General features: G+C 70.6%; 15 protein-coding genes. 12 read left to right on the forward strand and 3 right to left on the reverse strand.

Annotation, left to right across the window (positions count from 1 at the left end; genetic code table 11):
• Positions 1-6: 6 nt before the first annotated feature.
• On the reverse strand, positions 7-858 hold the full coding sequence (locus E1202_RS02085; protein WP_132680636.1) for a class I SAM-dependent methyltransferase: 852 nt from the start codon (positions 856-858) through the stop codon (positions 7-9).
• A gap of 104 nt (positions 859-962) precedes the next feature.
• Entirely contained in the window at positions 963-1481 is a 519-nt protein-coding gene (locus tag E1202_RS02090; protein WP_132680542.1) for a DUF2505 domain-containing protein, read from the reverse strand.
• 37 nt (positions 1482-1518) lie between these two features.
• On the opposite strand from E1202_RS02090, the gene E1202_RS02095 reads away from it, so the two are divergent.
• From E1202_RS02095 to E1202_RS02150, 12 genes are all read left to right on the forward strand, one after another.
• Positions 1519-2631, forward strand: coding sequence for a UDP-N-acetylmuramate dehydrogenase (locus E1202_RS02095; RefSeq protein ID WP_132680638.1), 1113 nt, complete (start codon positions 1519-1521; stop codon positions 2629-2631).
• 77 nt (positions 2632-2708) lie between these two features.
• A complete protein-coding gene (locus E1202_RS02100) occupies positions 2709-3716 on the forward strand; it encodes a chymotrypsin family serine protease (RefSeq protein WP_132680543.1) in 1008 nt (335 codons plus the stop codon).
• Between the two features lie 275 nt (positions 3717-3991).
• Positions 3992-5131 carry a L,D-transpeptidase gene (locus E1202_RS02105; RefSeq protein WP_132680640.1) on the forward strand — a complete coding sequence of 380 codons (1140 nt, stop codon included), beginning with the start codon at positions 3992-3994 and terminating at the stop codon, positions 5129-5131.
• A gap of 217 nt (positions 5132-5348) precedes the next feature.
• Positions 5349-6644, forward strand: coding sequence for a D-inositol-3-phosphate glycosyltransferase (mshA, locus tag E1202_RS02110; protein ID WP_132680544.1), 1296 nt, complete (start codon positions 5349-5351; stop codon positions 6642-6644).
• Complete coding sequence (locus E1202_RS02115; RefSeq protein ID WP_132671839.1) at positions 6641-7123, forward strand: type III secretion system chaperone family protein; 483 nt, start codon at positions 6641-6643, stop codon at positions 7121-7123. The genes mshA and E1202_RS02115 overlap by 4 nt, the downstream gene beginning before the upstream one ends.
• A gap of 642 nt (positions 7124-7765) precedes the next feature.
• Positions 7766-8509, forward strand: a complete 744-nt coding sequence (locus E1202_RS02120; RefSeq protein ID WP_132680545.1) for a phosphoglyceromutase — start codon at positions 7766-7768, stop codon at positions 8507-8509.
• Between the two features lie 249 nt (positions 8510-8758).
• Positions 8759-10000 (forward strand): ATP-binding protein, encoded by a 1242-nt coding sequence (locus E1202_RS02125; RefSeq protein WP_235877564.1) that lies wholly within the window; start codon positions 8759-8761, stop codon positions 9998-10000.
• Positions 9997-10677, forward strand: coding sequence for a response regulator transcription factor (locus E1202_RS02130; protein WP_132621411.1), 681 nt, complete (start codon positions 9997-9999; stop codon positions 10675-10677). Before E1202_RS02125 ends, E1202_RS02130 begins: the two co-directional genes overlap by 4 nt.
• Before the next feature lie 132 nt (positions 10678-10809).
• Entirely contained in the window at positions 10810-11901 is a 1092-nt protein-coding gene (locus E1202_RS02135) for a Ppx/GppA phosphatase family protein (RefSeq protein WP_132680546.1), read from the forward strand.
• Entirely contained in the window at positions 11898-13052 is a 1155-nt protein-coding gene (locus tag E1202_RS02140) for a hypothetical protein (RefSeq protein WP_132680547.1), read from the forward strand. The genes E1202_RS02135 and E1202_RS02140 overlap by 4 nt, the downstream gene beginning before the upstream one ends.
• Before the next feature lie 105 nt (positions 13053-13157).
• Complete coding sequence (locus tag E1202_RS02145; RefSeq protein ID WP_132680548.1) at positions 13158-14021, forward strand: sugar phosphate isomerase/epimerase family protein; 864 nt, start codon at positions 13158-13160, stop codon at positions 14019-14021.
• A 101-nt stretch (positions 14022-14122) separates the two neighbouring features.
• Positions 14123-14908 carry a thioesterase family protein gene (locus E1202_RS02150; protein WP_132680549.1) on the forward strand — a complete coding sequence of 262 codons (786 nt, stop codon included), beginning with the start codon at positions 14123-14125 and terminating at the stop codon, positions 14906-14908.
• Between the two features lie 54 nt (positions 14909-14962).
• Here the strand turns inward: E1202_RS02150 and E1202_RS02155 are convergent, their stop codons facing one another.
• The gene (locus tag E1202_RS02155; protein ID WP_132680550.1) at positions 14963-16591 is read right to left on the reverse strand and encodes a long-chain fatty acid--CoA ligase; all 1629 of its coding nucleotides are present in this window, start codon (positions 16589-16591) and stop codon (positions 14963-14965) included.
• Between the last annotated feature and the right edge of the window lie 83 nt (positions 16592-16674).

Consider the following 16674-nt stretch of genomic DNA (forward strand, 5'->3'; position numbering starts at 1 on the left):
GAAATCTCACCCCTGCGGGGCGACCGCCGTCCAGGGGACGGTGAGTTCGCCGAGGCGCCAGCGGCGATGCCGGTCGAGGACCGGCCACCGCTCGGCGAACAGGCGGGCGGCGTGCGCCCAGCGCGCTCGGGGACCGAAGGTGGCGTGCGGGGCGGCCTTCGCCCAGCAGACGTCGAGGTCGCTGAGCAGCGCGTGGACCCGCTCGCCGGGGACGTTGCGGTGGATCAGCGTCTTGGGCAGGCGTTCTGCCAGATCGGAGGGCTTGTCGATGTCGGAGGGCAGGCAGGCCAGGGTGAGCGTGCGGGGGCCTTCCCGGGTGAGCGTCACCCAGCAGCAGCGGCGGCCGATCTCGTCGCAGGTGCCTTCGACGAGCAGTCCGTCCGGTGCCAGCCGGGAGCGCACCTCGTCCCACGCCTTCCACGCCTCCGGCTCGGTGTACTGGCGCAGCACGTTGAGCGCGCGGATCAGCGCGGGGCCGGGGGAGTCGCGAACGCCCGCCGCGAGCCCGGCGAGTTCGAAGCCGCCGCGCCGGAACTCCAGCCGGGGCGGGTCGGCCACGGCCTTGCCCGCCGCCACCCGGTCGGGGTCGATCTCCAGGCCGACGACCCGCAACTCCGGGTGCAGCCCGGACAGCCGCTGCGCGAGCTCGACGGTCGTCGTCGGAGTGGCGCCGTAGCCGAGGTCGATGACGACCGGCTCGACGGCGTTGCGCACCGCGCGCGCCACCCACGGGGTGCCGGCGATCCAGCGGTCGATGCGGCGCAGCCGGTTCGGGTTGGTCGTGCCGCGCGTCGGCACGCCCATCGCTCGGGCGCGTCCGGCGGCGAGCCGGGGATTGCGCTTCTTCGGGACGTTCATCGCGGGCTGGTCCCCGGTGCGGAGCGGCGGAGCCGCCTTCTCTTCGCTGCGGGAGCCCGAGCAGCGTTCCCCCACCGCCGCGCGGCGGGACGTCGACGCGCTCATCAGCCGTGCTGGACCAGCCAGGCGGCGGTGAAGTTCTCCTCGTCCACCAGCATCTTCTGCACCTGGTCGGCGACGAGGTCTTCGAGCTTGCCGGAGATGAACGGGACGGTGACCTTGACCGAGCCCTCCACGACGAGCTCGCTGACCGCGGTGCCGGTCGGCGCCATGATGTCGCGCAGCCACATCGAGCCGGTGATCGAGCACGGCGCTCCGGCGATCTCCGCGGCGATCTCGCCCGTGTAGTGGCCGTCCTCCTCGCGCCGCCAGGACTCGCTGCGGTCGATGAGCAGGTCACCGCCGACGACCGTGCGGGCCAGCGACGGGAGCTTGTCGACGGGGACGCCCTGCCGGGTCTGGAAGCGCGCGCCGTCCTCGGTGCCCACGTGCTGCACGAGGGACGCGGTGGAGCCGCCGAGCTCCTCCAACCGGGCTGCGAGGTAATCGGAATCGATCAGCGCCCGGTACACCTCGACGGCGGACCGTTCGGAGGTGCTGCGGTGCTCGATGCGGCGTGCCATGCAGCGGAGGTTACCTTTGGCAATCGTGAGTGCCTCCATGTCCGGTGCCGAAGAAGTGCGCGAGAACACTGCCCTGCCTGGTGAGCGGCCGGGCGGTGGCTCGCCGCTGGCCGAGTTCACCACCCTGCGACTCGGTGGCCCCGCGACCGGTCTCGTGGTCGCCACCAGCGACGACGCGCTGATCGACGCGGTCCGCGCGGCCGACGGGAACGGTCACCGGCTGCTGGTGCTCGGTGGCGGGTCGAACCTGGTCGTCGCCGACGAGGGCTTCGACGGACACGCCGTGCGCATCGCCACCAAGGGTCGCGAGTACGACAACGTCGGCGACGGGATCGTCCAGCTCACCGCGGAGGCGGGCGAGGACTGGGACGACGTGGTCGCCGACTCGGTCGAGCAGGGCTTGGGCGGGCTGGAATGCCTGTCCGGCATCCCGGGCCTGGCCGGGGCGACGCCGGTGCAGAACGTCGGCGCCTACGGCGTGGAGGTCTCCGAGCTGCTGGTCTCGGTGGATCTGCTGGACCGGGCGACCGGCCGGGTGCGCACCGTGCGGGCCGCGGACCTGGGGCTGACCTACCGCAACAGCGTGCTCAAGCACAGCGACGCGGCGGTGGTGCTGCGCGCTCGCTTCCAGCTGCACGACAGCGGGTTGTCGGCGCCGATCCGCTACGCCGAGCTCGCCCGCGCCCTGGGCGTCGAGCCCGGTGACCGGGTCGACGCGGCGAAGGCGCGGCAGGCGGTGCTGGAACTGCGGCGCGGCAAGGGAATGGTGCTCGACCCCGTCGATCACGACACCTGGAGCGCGGGTTCGTTCTTCACCAACCCGATCATCGCCGAGACCGAGCTGCCGGAGGTGATCGCGCGCATCGCCGCGCAGGTCGGCGCCGACCAGCGGATCCCGCAGTACCCGGCGGCGGGCGGCGGGAAGCTGTCGGCGGCCTGGTTGATCGAGCGCGCGGGCTTCGCCAAGGGCCACAGCGGTCCGGGCGGGCGCGTCGCGCTGTCCTCCAAGCACACGCTGGCGTTGACCAACCGGGGCGGCGCCACCACCGCTGATCTGCTGGAACTCGCTCGCGAGGTCCGCGACGGCGTGCGTTCGGCCTTCGGCGTCACCCTCGTTCCCGAGCCGGTCATGGTCGACTGCGAGGTCTGACTAGCGGCCGTAAGGGTGACGCTTAGTGACTGATCGATAACCCTGAGTGTTAAATGGTGTGGGTGGAGGGGGCCACCATGTTGAGCATCAGGGAACTTCGGGATCGGGCGGTGATCCGCCCGATCAAGCGCGCGGTCGAGGATCAGCTGCTCGACCTGCCCGGCGTGACGGGCGTGGACATCGGCAGCAGGACGCGCGCGGGCACCCGCCTCCGGGAGCAGGTCATCGTCGTGTCGGTCGCGGGCAAGCGTCCGCGGGAGACCCTCGGGCGCGCCGGCTGCGTGCCCGCTGAGGTCTTCGGCATCCCCACCGACGTCGTCGAGGAGCAGCCGCTCCTGCAGCACATCCACCGCGCGTGCGGCGAACCGCTGCGGTGGCCCACCCGGACCATCGGCTCCGACGGCGGCAGCGCGGGTTGCCCGACCCGGGCGGTGCGCGGCGGCAGCGGTCTGGCGCCCTGCCGGGCGGTCCGGCTCGGGTCCGGCGAGTACCGCCGCGTCGGCACCCTAGGGGTGCTCGTGACCAGCGATTCTGCCGAGCCGATGGGGCTGACGACCTTCGACGTCGGCTGCCTGGACGACGCCTGGTCGGTGGGCGACCGGATGGCCGACGCCGACAGCGGGCGGGTGCACGCCGAGCTCGCGCGGGCGGCGCTGTCCGGCAGGGTCGACGCCGCCGCGGTCAGCCTCGTTCCCGGTCTGGCGGCATCGCCCGAGGTCGGCGGGCTGGGGCCGGTGACCGGCCGCGCTCGCGCGTACCCGGGGGAGCTCGTCCGCAAGCACGGTTTCGGCACCGGCCTGACCGACGGTTTCGTGACCTCGATCGACGCCACCATCCGCGTGGACCACGGCGAGGCGCTGGGGGTGCGGGTGCTGCGCGAGCAGATCCGCATCGCCACCGACCGGCCGCGCTTCTGCGGTCCCGGTGACGCGGGTGCGGCGGTTCTCGACCCGGGCGGCCGGCTGGTGGGTCTGCACGTCGCGGGTGCCTCCAGCGGCGCGATCGGTTACGCGACGCCCATCGGCGACGTCCTCGCCGAACTCGACGTCCGGCTCAATCCGCAATCGCAGCCGCTCGGCGTGTAGCGGCATTTCGCGCGAATTGTCTTCGCCTTTCCCACCGAACGTCATTCGCGCGGATTGCGCGCATTTCGGGCCGGTTGACGTGCGGTTCGGTGGTTGTGATGCGATGCACAGCGAGGTTCGGACATCTTTTCGGTCCTTCGCACGTCTTCATTGGTGGGGGCGAGGGAAACCGTCTGCTGAAGAAGAAGTGGACCCGTTCCCGCTTTTTCGGCGATGTCCCTTTCGTCATGGTTCGACTCAATTTCAGAGAGGATTTTTCACAAGTGAGTGGTGTGATGCGGCTGCCGTGGCGCGTGTTGTTGGGGGCGTTGGCGGCCGTCCTGCTGATCTCGGGCTGTTCCGCGCAATCGCCGGACAAGTCCGAACCCGCTCCGCCGGTCGCCGCGGTCCACTTCGAACCGGGTGCCGGTGCGGGTGAGGTCAGTCCGACCGCTCCGATCAAGGCCACGGTCGAGGAGGGCCGATTCGAATCAGTCCGGCTGACCAACGCCGACGGCAAGGCGGTCGCCGGTCAGCTGTCCGCGGACGGCACGACGTGGCAGGCCTCCGAGGCGCTCGGCTACGGCAAGGACTACACCTGGTCCGGCCAGGCCGTCGGCGCCGACGGGAAGAAGGCGCCGGTGCAGGGCTCCTTCCGGACCGTGCAGCCGAAGAAGACGGTCCGAGCGACCGTGAATCCGACCGACGACGCCCAGGTCGGCGTCGCGATGCCGATCAGCGTCAAGTTCGACGAGCCGGTCAAGGACAAGGCGGCGGCCGAGCGGGCGCTGAGCGTGCAGACCTCCACGCCGGTCGAGGGATCGTGGGCGTGGCTGTCGGACAAGCAGGTCGACTACCGGCCCGAGGAGTACTGGCCTGCCCACACCCGCGTGACTGTCAAGGCCGATCTCTACGGCGTGCCCTACGGCAACGGCGCCTACGGCCTTGCCGACCTGACCAGCGAGTTCGACATCGGGCGCGCGCAGGTCGTCAAGGCCGCGGTGGGCACCCACCAGATGGTCGTGATGCGCGACGGGCAGCAGGTCGCCAGCTACCCGGCCAGCTACGGCGAGGAGTACGACCCGGGGCGCAACACCCCGAACGGCACCTACATCGTGATGCAGAAGAACCCGGTCGAGATCATGGACAACCCGCGCTACGGCTATCGCGACGTGCGCAAGACCTGGGCCGCGCGGTTCTCCAACCACGGCGAGTTCATCCACGAGAACCAGGAGAACGCCGCCGCGCTGGGCAAGGTGAACAACTCGCACGGCTGCATCAACCTCAGCGCCGCCGACGCCAAGGCCTACTACGACAGCGCCCTGCTGGGCGATCCCGTCGAGGTCACGGGCTCGGCCAGCTCGCTGGAGCCCCGCTACGACGTCTACGACTGGATCCTCACCTGGGACCAGTGGAAGGCGAAGTCCGCTTTGTAGTCGGTGCACTCGTTCTGCGTGCGCGGTGGACTGAAGGACCGCTGTGATGGAAGCCACCGAGGGGCGGCGGAGTGGAGGGCTCCGCCGCCCCTCGGCGGTAGCGTCGAGCGTTGGCTCCGAGGTTTCGCCGGCTCGACGGGAATGTTTCAGCGGCGCGCGATGTCGGAGTTGATCAGCGTCCGAACGACTCGGGCGGACCGGCTTGCGAGGGCAGCAGATGACTTCCAGGACATTACGCATGCGGCCTCGCCGCGCCGCCGTCTTCTCGTTGCACACCTCCCCGCTGGAGCAGCCCGGCACCGGTGACGCCGGCGGGATGAACGTCTACATCGCTCAGACCTCCCGCCGGTTGGCCGAACTCGGCACCGAGGTGGAGATCTTCACCCGCGCCACCTCCTCCGAGGTCCCGCCAATCGCGGAACTGGCCCCCGGCGTGCTGGTCCGCAACGTGGTGGCCGGGCCGTTCGAGGGCCTGGACAAGAACGACCTCCCCTCGCAGCTGTGCGCGTTCGCCGCCGGCGCGCTGCGGGTGGAGGCCAGGCACGAACCCGGTTACTACGACCTGGTGCACTCGCACTACTGGTTGTCCGGGCAGGTCGGCTGGCTGGCGCGGGAGCGCTGGGGTGTGCCGTTGGTGCACACCGCGCACACCCTGGCGAAGGTCAAGAACGCCAACCTCGCCGAAGGTGATTCGCCGGAACCGAGGGTCCGCGTGCTGGGCGAGGAGCAGATCGTCGATCAGGCCGACATGCTGGTCGCCAACACCGAGTTCGAGGCCACCGATCTCGTGGACCGCTACGACGCCGATCCGGACGCGGTCGCGACCATCCCGCCGGGTGTGGACCTGGAGGTCTTCACGCCCGGCGACGGTGCCGCCGCCCGCGAGCAGCTGGGCGTTCCGGCGGACGCGCTGGTGCTGGCGTTCATCGGCCGGATCCAGCCGCTGAAGGCCCCTGACGTGCTGCTGCGCGCGGCCGCCGAGCTGCTGGGCCGTCGTCCGGAGCTGCGCGAACGATTGGTCGTGCTGGTCGTCGGCGGGCCGTCCGGCAGCGGGCTGGAGCGGCCCCGGGCGTTGCAGCAGCTGGCGGTGGACCTGGGCATCGACGACGTGGTGCGCTTCCTCCCGCCGCGCGGCGGCGCGGAGCTCGCGCAGGTCTACCGGGCCGCCGACGTGGTGGCGGTGCCCAGCCACAACGAGTCGTTCGGCCTGGTCGCGCTGGAGGCGCAGGCGTGCGGGACTCCGGTCGTGGCGGCGGCGGTCGGCGGTCTGCCGGTCGCGGTCCGCGACGGTGTTTCGGGAGTGCTGGTCGACGGGCACCGCACCGGGCAGTGGGCCGACGCGCTCGGTTCGGTCGTGCTGGACCGCGGTTTGCGGGAGCGGTTGGCGAGCAACGCCCGCGAGCACGCGACCACGTTCTCCTGGACGCGCACGACCGAGTCGCTGCTCGACGCCTACGCGCAGGCCAAACTGGCCTTCCACCGGAGTCTGCGGATCGAGGAGGTGACGGCGTGAGCCCCGAGCAGGTCATCACGTCCACGCTGGAGGCCAACGAGCTCGGCTACCAGGACAAGGGCGGCGGCCGGTTCTTCGTGACGCTGCCCGGCACCAAGAAGCTGCAGACCAACTGCTGGCTCATCGTCGCCGAGCACGCGCTGCTCATCGAGGCGTTCGTCTGCAGGCAGCCGGACGAGGCGCACGAGGACGTCTACCGCTACCTGCTGCGCCGCAACGCCAAGCTCTACGGCGTCCACTACACGATCGACTCCTCCGGCGACATCTACCTGGTCGGCCGGATCGGCCTCCACGCGGTCACCGAGGAAGAGCTGGACAGGATTCTCGGCCAGGTCCTGGAAGCGGCCGACGGCGACTTCAACACCCTCCTGGAACTCGGCTTCGCCACGGCCATCCGCAGGGAGTGGGCCTGGCGCGAGTCCAGAGGAGAATCCCTCGCCAACCTCCAACCCTTCAAGCAACTGGTGCAAGAAGACTGAGGCGGAAGCCCACACGCAAACCCGTCAGGCAAGCACCGAAGGTGCTTTCTCCTTGCCCCACCTGAGCAACTCGCACCGCCGGGGGTTCTCCAGCGGCTTCGTGGCGAGCACGCCGCGACGATGCGTATTGGCATACATGAGGAGTGGCGCGCGGAGTCCACGGAGCCGCTCAGGTTCCCCCTACCCGCACCGCTCTGCAAAACGACCACGAACGAGAAAGAAAACCCCCACGAGGGGGGCGGCTCGGGAGAGAGGGGGAGTCACGAGCTCGAGCCGCCCCACCACGTTGGTCCCGCGTGTCGGGTCGTGAGGGCGGGGGGCACCCTGGACCCGGCGGGGTGCGGTTCGTTGGGGGAGCTGAACCGCGTTTCTCGCTCTCGCTGGATCGGGGAGTGCGTGGGAGCCGATCAAGGAGAGCAGTGCCAACTTCGCAGAGTTATGTAGCCGCCACAAGGCTGCCGCATTACTCCATTCGTGTGATGTTCGGCAAGAAAACTAAAGCAGGAGCCCTGGAGAGGGCCATATCTTCCACGGAAAGTGACGACGGACACGGTCGTGTCACAGTCGTACGGTGATCGAGTAACTCTCGGGTGAAGCTCACAACCTCGCTGCGCTGCCCAGGGGTGCGGATAGCCTGGGGTCATGACTTCGACTTTGGTGCTGCTGCGGCACGGTGAGAGCACGTGGAACGCCGAGAACCTGTTCACGGGCTGGGTGGACGTCCCGCTGTCGGACAAGGGCCAGGCCGAGGCCAAGCGCGGCGGCGAGCTGCTGCGCGAGGCGGGCGTGCTGCCGGACGTGCTGCACACCTCGCTGCTGCGGCGCGCGATCTCCACCGCGAACATCGCCCTCGACGGCGCCGACCGCCACTGGATCCCGGTCAAGCGCGACTGGCGGCTCAACGAGCGCCACTACGGCGCTCTGCAGGGCAAGAACAAGAAGCAGACGCTCGACACCTACGGCGAGGAGCAGTTCATGCTCTGGCGCCGCTCCTACGACACCCCGCCGCCGGAGATCGAGCTCGGCGACGAGTTCAGCCAGGACTCCGACCCGCGCTACGCCGACCTCGGCGCCGACATGCCGCGCACGGAGTGCCTCAAGGACGTCGTGGCCCGGCTGCTGCCGTACTGGGAGTCGGCGATCGTCCCGGACCTCGAGGCCGGTAAGACCGTGCTGGTCGCCGCGCACGGCAACTCGCTGCGCGCGCTGGTCAAGCACCTGGACGGGATCTCCGACGAGAGCATCGCGGGGCTGAACATCCCCACCGGGATCCCGCTGCGCTACGACCTGGACGAGAACTTCGAGCCCACCAACCCGGGCGGCACCTACCTGGACCCGGAGGCCGCGGCGAAGGCCGCCGCCGCCGTGGCGAACCAGGGCCGCTGAGCCGCGGACCGCGTGGAGGGCGTCCGGCACGACACCGAGGTGCCCTCCATGCGTCACTCATGTGGGTGAGGAGTGGCGAGAAATCGCCCACTCGGGGAACGGAGCGCTACCGAGGCTCGGTCGGTAGCTGAACCCGCTCCGAGCAGGGGATGAACCAGAGGTGAAGAACGGCCCGATTCGTGTCACGGGCGTCACTGAACGCCCTTGTGGACTGGCCTTTCCCCACCCGCGCTTGCTTACGATGCAGATGTGACCGCTTTGGGCTACACCGCCCTGATCATCGCCGCGCTCCTGCTGGGCGCGGTCGGCGGATTCTTGGCAGCCGGAGGACCCCGGCCCTACCGCAAGTCCCAGCCGCAGGGCCCCACCGTCGCAGAGCTCCTCCAGCGCCAGGTGCACACCAGCACCAGCGGCGTGGTGCTGCTCAACCGCTTCGGCGACGTGGTGCTGCACAACCCGCGCGCTGCCGAGCTGGGCGTGATCCACGACTACCGAGCCGATCCCCGGGCGCAGAAGGCCGCCGAGCAGGCGCGCAAGACCGGGGAGACGGTGACCGTCGACCTCTGCCCGCTGGACGGGCGCACCTCGCTGGCCGGACGTGGTCCGGCCGCCGTGATCGGCGACGTCCGCCCGCTCGGCGACGGCTTCACCGTCGTCGACGCTGCGGACCAGTCCGACTCGGTGCGCCTGGAGGCGACCCGGCGGGACTTCGTGGCCAACGTCAGCCACGAGCTCAAGACCCCGGTGGGCGCGCTGGCGCTGCTGGCCGAGGCGCTGCTGGACACCGCCGAGGACCCGGAGGAGGTACGGCGCTTCTCCACCAAGATCCTGCACGAGTCGACCCGTCTCGGGACGCTCGTCTCCGAGCTGATCGCGCTGTCCCGCCTGCAGGGCGCGGAGCGGCTGCCGGAGCTCAGCTCGGTCGAGGTGGACGAGGTCGTCGAGGAGGCGCTGAGCCGGTCCCGGCTGGCCGCCGAGTCCGCGGGCATCGAGATCGCGGTGGACGGGCCGTCCGGGTACCTCCTGGAAGGCGACCGGGCGCTGCTGGTCACCGCGCTGACCAACCTGATCACCAACGCGGTCAGCTACTCGTCCCACGGGAGCCCGGTGTCGATCTCGCGCCGGCTGTCCGAGGACTTCGTCGAGATCGCGGTCACCGACCGCGGTATCGGGATCGAACCCGAGCACCACGAAAGGGTGTTCGAGCGGTTCTTCCGAGTGGATCCCGCTCGCTCGCGGGCCACCGGCGGTACAGGTTTGGGGCTGGCCATCGTCAAGCACGTCGCCGCGAACCACGGAGGCGAGGTGAAGCTGTGGAGCAGGCCGGGGACGGGCTCCACCTTCACCATCCGGGTGCCCAGGCACGGCACGGGCGAGGTCGACCACGCCGACGAGGCGACCACCGAACCGGATCGGGCGGCACCAGCCGCGCGGTCGATCACCGAAAGTGCGGACGGCGTGACAACCGTCGAAACGGGAGGAGTCCGGTGACCAGAGTGTTGATCGTGGAGGACGAGGAGTCCTTCGCCGACCCACTTGCCTTCCTGCTCCGCAAGGAGGGCTTCACGGCCGCCGTCGCGACCAACGGCACCGATGCCCTGGACGAGTTCGACCGCAACGGTGCGGACATAGTGCTGCTGGACCTGATGCTGCCCGGGATGAGCGGCACCGACGTGTGCAAGCAGCTGCGGCAGCGCTCCGCGGTCCCGGTGATCATGGTGACCGCGCGCGACAGCGAGATCGACAAGGTCGTGGGTCTGGAGCTGGGAGCCGACGACTACGTCACCAAGCCCTACTCGGCGCGCGAGCTGATCGCCCGCGTGCGCGCCGTGCTGCGCCGCCGCGGTGAGGCCGAGGAGCTGCAACCGCAGGTGCTGGCCGCGGGCCCGGTCCGGCTGGACGTCGAGCGGCACGTGGTCACCGTCGAGGGCGAGGACGTGAGCCTGCCGCTCAAGGAGTTCGACCTCCTGGAGTACCTGCTGCGCAACGTCGGCCGGGTGCTCACCCGCGGTCAGCTCATCGACCGGGTGTGGGGCGCGGACTACGTCGGCGACACCAAGACCCTCGACGTGCACGTCAAGCGGCTTCGGTCGAAGGTCGAACCGGACCCCGCGGACCCGCGCTACCTGATCACGGTGCGTGGTCTTGGCTACAAGTTCGAGGCCTGAGCCGGCCGGGTGTGACCGGTCGCATTCCCGAGGGGCTGCTGACCTGGTGGCGGGCGTGGCGGGAGTGTTCCGGAACGCAGTTTCCCGCCCACCTGCCGCCCCGGCGCATGCGCAGCCGGTAATTTGTCGGTCATGCGCCTAGGGGTCCTCGACGTCGGATCCAACACCGTCCACCTGCTCGTGGTGGACGCGCACCGCGGTGCGCATCCGACCCCGATGACATCGGAGAAGACCGTCCTGCGGCTCGCCGAGCGGATCGGTGCGCACGACGGACGGCTCTCCGACGACGACGCCGACGAACTGATCCGGACGATCGCCGAAGCCCGGGATGCGGCCGTGGTGGCCGGTTGCGACGAGCTGATGGCCTTCGCGACCTCGGCGATCCGCGACGCGGACAACGCGGTGGAGGTCCTGGACCGGCTGCGCGCCGAGACCGGGGTCGAACTGGAGGTGCTGCCGGGCGAGGACGAGGCCCGCTACACCTTCCTCGCGGCCCGCCGCTGGTACGGCTGGTCGGCGGGCAACCTGCTGCTGCTCGACATCGGTGGCGGTTCGCTGGAGATGGCGCTGGGCATCGACGAGCAGCCGGACCTGGCGGTCTCGCTGCCGCTGGGCGCGGGCCGGATGAGCCGCACGATGCTCAAGGACCCGCCGAAGCAGGACGAGATCAAGAAGGCGCGGGACTGGCTGGAGGGTCAGCTGGCGCCCACCGCCAAGAAGTTCCGCAAGCTGGCCCGTCCGGACCGGGTGGTGGCGTCGTCGAAGACGTTCCGCTCGCTGGCCCGGCTGACCGGTGCGGCGCCGTCCTCGGCGGGGCAGCGCGCGTCGCGCACGCTGACCGACACGGGGCTGCGGCAGCTCTTGGCGTTCATCACACGCATGTCCGCCAGCGACCTGGCCGCGCTCGACGGTGTGAGCGCCGCGCGGTCGCACCAGCTCGTCGGCGGTGCGCTGGTCGCGGAGGCCGCGATGAAGGCCTTGGGGGTCACCGAACTCGAGATCTGCCCGTGGGCGTTGCGCGAGGGAGTCATCCTTCGGCGGCTGGACCACACCAACGGAGATAGTCACACTGCGTTCAAGAGCGGCGTTCCGGTGCGTGCGGGGGGCACGGACGGGCTCGTGCCGGCGCAAGAGAATGCGTCCGGCCCGACACGGAATGAAACCGAGGCACCGGTGGACGGAACTGGACTGCGAACGCGGCACGGGGCACGGTGGGAACGATGAGTCGGGACAGCGGGGCGGACCAGCCCACCCAGCGCACCGTTGCAGAGCTGCTCGCCGAGTACGGCGGCAGCTCGGAGAAGGGCTCCCGGCGCCGGCGCAGGAAGGCCGAGGACCCGACCGAGACGGCGCCCCAGGAGATCATCAACCGGGTGCTGTCCGACAGCGGCAAGATGCGCCCGGTCAAGCCGGACGAGGAGCCGCCGCCCAGCCGCAGGCAGGGCGGACCGGCGGCCACCCCGCCGCAGGCGACTCCGGCGAGCCAGCCGCCCGCTCAGCCCCCGGCGGCCCAGCCGCCTGCGGCACCACCGGCGGCTCAAGCTCCGGCCGCTCAGCCTCCGGCTCCGCAACCTCCGGCCGCGCAGCCCCCGGCGAAGCCGCCGCAGGCCGCCGGGCCGGTGTCGCCGCCCAGCGCGTCGCCCGCGCGTCCCGCGGCCGAACCGCCTGCCGAGTCCGGCCCCAAGCCCGGCAGCGCCGGGTACTGGGCGCAGCGCTTCGGCAGCACGGGCAGCGCCGCCTCGAACCCGCCGGCGCCGTCCGCGCCGAGCGGTGACGCCGAGGCGACCATCCGGCAGCCGGCGCTGCCGACACCGCCCGCCCGGTCGGGGCGGCCGATGGCGCCCGCCGGTCCGCCGCAGCTGCCGGAGAACTTCACCGAGCAGCTGCCGCGCATAGACGGCGGTGCCGATCAGGCGTACCCGGCGCAGGCCGAGCCCAACGCTGATCCGTACGACTACGAGTCCTTCGACGACTCCGAGCAGAGCTACTCCGGCGCCTACGAGCAGCCCCACGACGAGCCGTACGACCAGGCCTACGACGAGGACTACGACAGCTCCGCCCCCGCCGGGCTCAACGACGACTACGACCCGGACGAGGCCGACCGCCCGCCGTCGGCGGGCAAGGAGTGGGGCACGCTCGCGCTGCAGGGCGTCCTCGGCCTGGTCGGCGGCGGTGCCGTGTGGGTGGGATTCCGCTGGTTGTGGATCAACGCGACCATCGCCGCGTTCGGCGCGGCACTGGTGTTCACCGGCCTTTTGGTGCTCGTTGCGTGGAAGTTCTTCCGCACCAACGATCTGCAGACCATCCTGCTGTCGGTGCTGGTGGGCCTGTTCTGCACGGTGTCGCCGGCCGCATTGCTGTTGATCAATCAGTGAGAGGTTGTCGGTGTTGGCTCGGACAGGTGAACGCCGGGCGGTGCGAGGCCGGACGACCCACCGCCGCGCAACCTCACCAGGGCCGTGGGTCATGCTTGGTTCGAGATGACGGGACAACCATCGCGGCCTGAGCGCCAGGACACCCCCGGGCGGATTCCGGTGGGTCTGTCCAGCGCTTCGGTGTGGCCGCAGCCTGCTCGCGCGGCCTTCGAGATGTCCGCCGATCTCGGCTTCGACGGGGTCGAGGTGATGGTCTGGGCCGACGCGGTCAGCCAGGACGTCGACGCGCTGAGCCGGTTGTCGCAGCAGCACGGCGTGCCGGTGCTCGCGGTGCACGCGCCCTGCCTGCTGATCACCCAGCGGGTCTGGTCGCCGGAACCCGAGGAGCGCCTGCGCAAGGCCGTGGTGGTGGCCGGCGAGCTGGGCGCTTCGACGGTCGTGGTGCACCCGCCGTTCCGCTGGCAGCGCCGCTACGCCGACGCGTTCCCGGAGCTGGTCGAGGAGCTGGAGGAGACCAGCGGCCTCAAGATCGCGGTGGAGAACATGTTCCCGCTGCGCCCGCCGAACACGCTGAACCGGCTCCGCAGCGGCCGGAGCAACAGCGGGCTCTCGGCGTTCAAGCCCTCCCCTGACCCCACCGACGTGGGCTTCCGCAACTACACGCTGGACCTCTCGCACGCCGCCGCGGCGCACGTGGACGCCATCGAGCTGCTCAAGCGGATGCGCGACGGCCTCGCGCACGTGCACCTCGCCGACGGCACCGGTGCCTCCCGCGACGAGCACCTGCTCCCCGGCCAGGGGAGCCAGCCGTGCGCGGAGGTCTGCGAGGCGCTGGCGGCCGACGGCTACGACGGTTCGGTGGTGCTGGAGGTCAACACCCGCAAGGCGCGGAATCCCCAGCAACGAGCGGAAATCCTCGCCGAAGCGCTGCTGTTCGCCCGTCTCCACCTGGAGCCGCTGGGAGCTTAGGGCCGCTAACCGATACCTGATGATCAACTTCGGCGAAGGTCATTAGAATCTTCGACCATGAACTCGTTGCGCGTAGTGGGCGTTCGACCGGTGGATCGCACGTGACCGAGGTCCATGATCCGTTCTCCGCGGCCACTTCGGTGCGTTCGCTCGGCGACGGCAGTTACGTCGCGAACCTCCACCCGGACTGGGCTGTCGGTGACAACCCGCACGGCGGGTACTTGCTGGCACTGCTCACCAGAGCCGTCAGCGACGGCAGCGGGCTCGAACCGCTGTCGATCAGCGCGCAGTACCTGCGTCCACCGCGCGTCGGGCCGGTGATGATCCGGTTGCAGGCGCTCAAGACCGGCAAGACCGTCACGGTGGTGCGCGCGGCGCTGGAGCAGCGCGGCCAGGTGTGCGTCGACGCGACGGTCACCGCGGGACGGATGCCCGCGGCCGAGCCGGAGTGGTCGGACCTGCCGTCCATGCCGGTCAACCCGCCGCCGGACGCCATCGACCTCAGCCAGTCCACGAGGTTCTTCCACCTCGCGGAGGTCTGCGACCTGCGGCTGGACCCGAACACGGCCGAGTTCCTCAACGGCGGCACCGGCGAGCCCCGCTACCGGATGTGGGTCAGGCCGCGCGAGGGTCAGCCCGACCTGCTGTTCGGCCTGGTCGCGGGGGACCTCACGGTTCCGGTCACGCTGAACATGGGCCGCTTCGGCTGGGCGCCGACGGTGCAGCTGACCGCCTACCTGCGCGCTCACCCCGCCAACGGGTGGCTGCGCATGCTGGTCGACTGCCGGGCCGTGCACGGCCAGTGGTTCGACGAGGACGTCCAGGTCATCGACTCGGTGGGTCGCCTCATCTGCCAGGCCCGCCAGCTCGCCCTGTCCCCCTCCTGACGCGGGAGCGGGGGCGGGGACGTCCGCGGTTCGTCCCCGCCCCCGCCGCCTCGATCAGGTGAGGTGGATGATCTCGAGATCGCCTTCGGAGTGCTGCTTGCGGAGGCGCTTCTTGTCGAACTTGCCGACGCTGGTCTTCGGCGCCTCGGTGATGAACGTCCAGTACTCCGGCAGCTGCCAGCGCGCGACCGAACCGGACAGGAACTCGCGGAGCTCCGCCGCGTCGGCGGTCTCGCCCTCGCGCAGCACCACCGCCACCAGCGGGCGTTCCGACCACTTCTCGTCCGGGACGCCGATGACCATCGCCTCGGCCACCGCGGGGTGGGCCATCACCTGGTTCTCCAGCTCCACCGAGGAGATCCACTCGCCGCCGGACTTGATGACGTCCTTGGCCCGGTCGGTCAGGTGCAGGAAGCCCTCGGGCGTCAGGTAGCCGACGTCGCCGGTGCGCAGCCAGCCGTCGTGGAACTTCTCCGGATCGTCGTCGCCGTAGTAGGCCTCGGCGACCCACGGGCCGCGAACCTCCAGCTCACCGACGCTCTGGCCGTCCCATTGCAGGATCCGGCCGTCGTCGTCGACCAGCCGCGCCTCCACCGAGGCGGGCAGCCGTCCCTGGCTCACGCGGTAGGCCCACTCGTCCTCGCCGGTGACTCCGGCGGGCGGCCGGGCGAGGCTGCCCAGCGGCGAGGTCTCGGTCATGCCCCAGGCGTGCACGACCGTGATGCCGTAGTCCTCCTGGAAGGTCCGCATCATCGCCGGCGGGCACGCCGAACCGCCGATCACGACCTCGCGCAGCGAGGAGATGTCGCGGGGTTCCTCCTCCAGCTCCGCGAGCACGCCCTGCCAGATCGTCGGCACCGCCGCGGCCATCGTCGGGCGCTCGGCGGCCATCATCGCCACCAGCGGTTCGGGCTGCAGGAACCGGTCCGGCATGATCATCGAGGCGCCGACCATGAACGCCGCGTAGGGCAGGCCCCACGACATCGCGTGGAACATCGGCACCACCGCGAGCCCCCGGTCGCCCTGCTCTAGGGCCATGCCGTCGGTCATGCACACCTGCATCGAGTGCAGGTAGATCGAGCGGTGCGAGTAGACGACGCCCTTGGGGTTGGCGGTGGTCCCGGACGTGTAGCACATCGCCGCGGCGGAGCGCTCGTCCAGCTCGGGCCAGTCGAACTCCTCCGGCCGCCCGGCCAGCAGGTCCGCGTAGCCGTGCACCTCGACGCCCGGAGGTGCCTCCAGGGCGCTCGCGTCACCGCCGACCACGACCGCGTGCCGGACGGTCTTCATCTCGGGCAGCAGCTTGGCGAACAGCGGCAGCAGGGTGTGGTCGACCAGCACCACGTGGTCCTCGGCGTGGTTGGCGACGTAGACCAGCTGCTCCGGGAACAGCCGGATGTTGAGGGTGTGCAGCACCGCCCCCATGGACGGCACCGCGAGGTAGGCGGTCAGGTGCTCGGCGTTGTTCCACATGAACGTGCCGACGCGCTGGTCACCCGTGACGCCGAGCCCGCGCAGCGCGTGCGCCAGCCGCGCGGCTTCCCGGCCGACCTCGGCGTACCGGCTGCGCCGGGGCTCGGCTCCGGTCCAGGTCACGACTTCGGCGGTGGCACCGTGCGGACCGGTGCCCTGCCGCATGATCCGGGCGATCGAGAGGGGGCCGTCGTTCATCGTGCTCAACATGGTCGAAGCTCCTTCGCTGTGGGGATCGCGTGGTGGCGGCGGGGTGAAAGACCTTCGATGTGTGGTGCGAAACACAGTAGCCG

This window comes from Saccharopolyspora karakumensis (genome assembly GCF_004349225.1).
GTDB lineage: Bacteria > Actinomycetota > Actinomycetes > Mycobacteriales > Pseudonocardiaceae > Saccharopolyspora > Saccharopolyspora endophytica.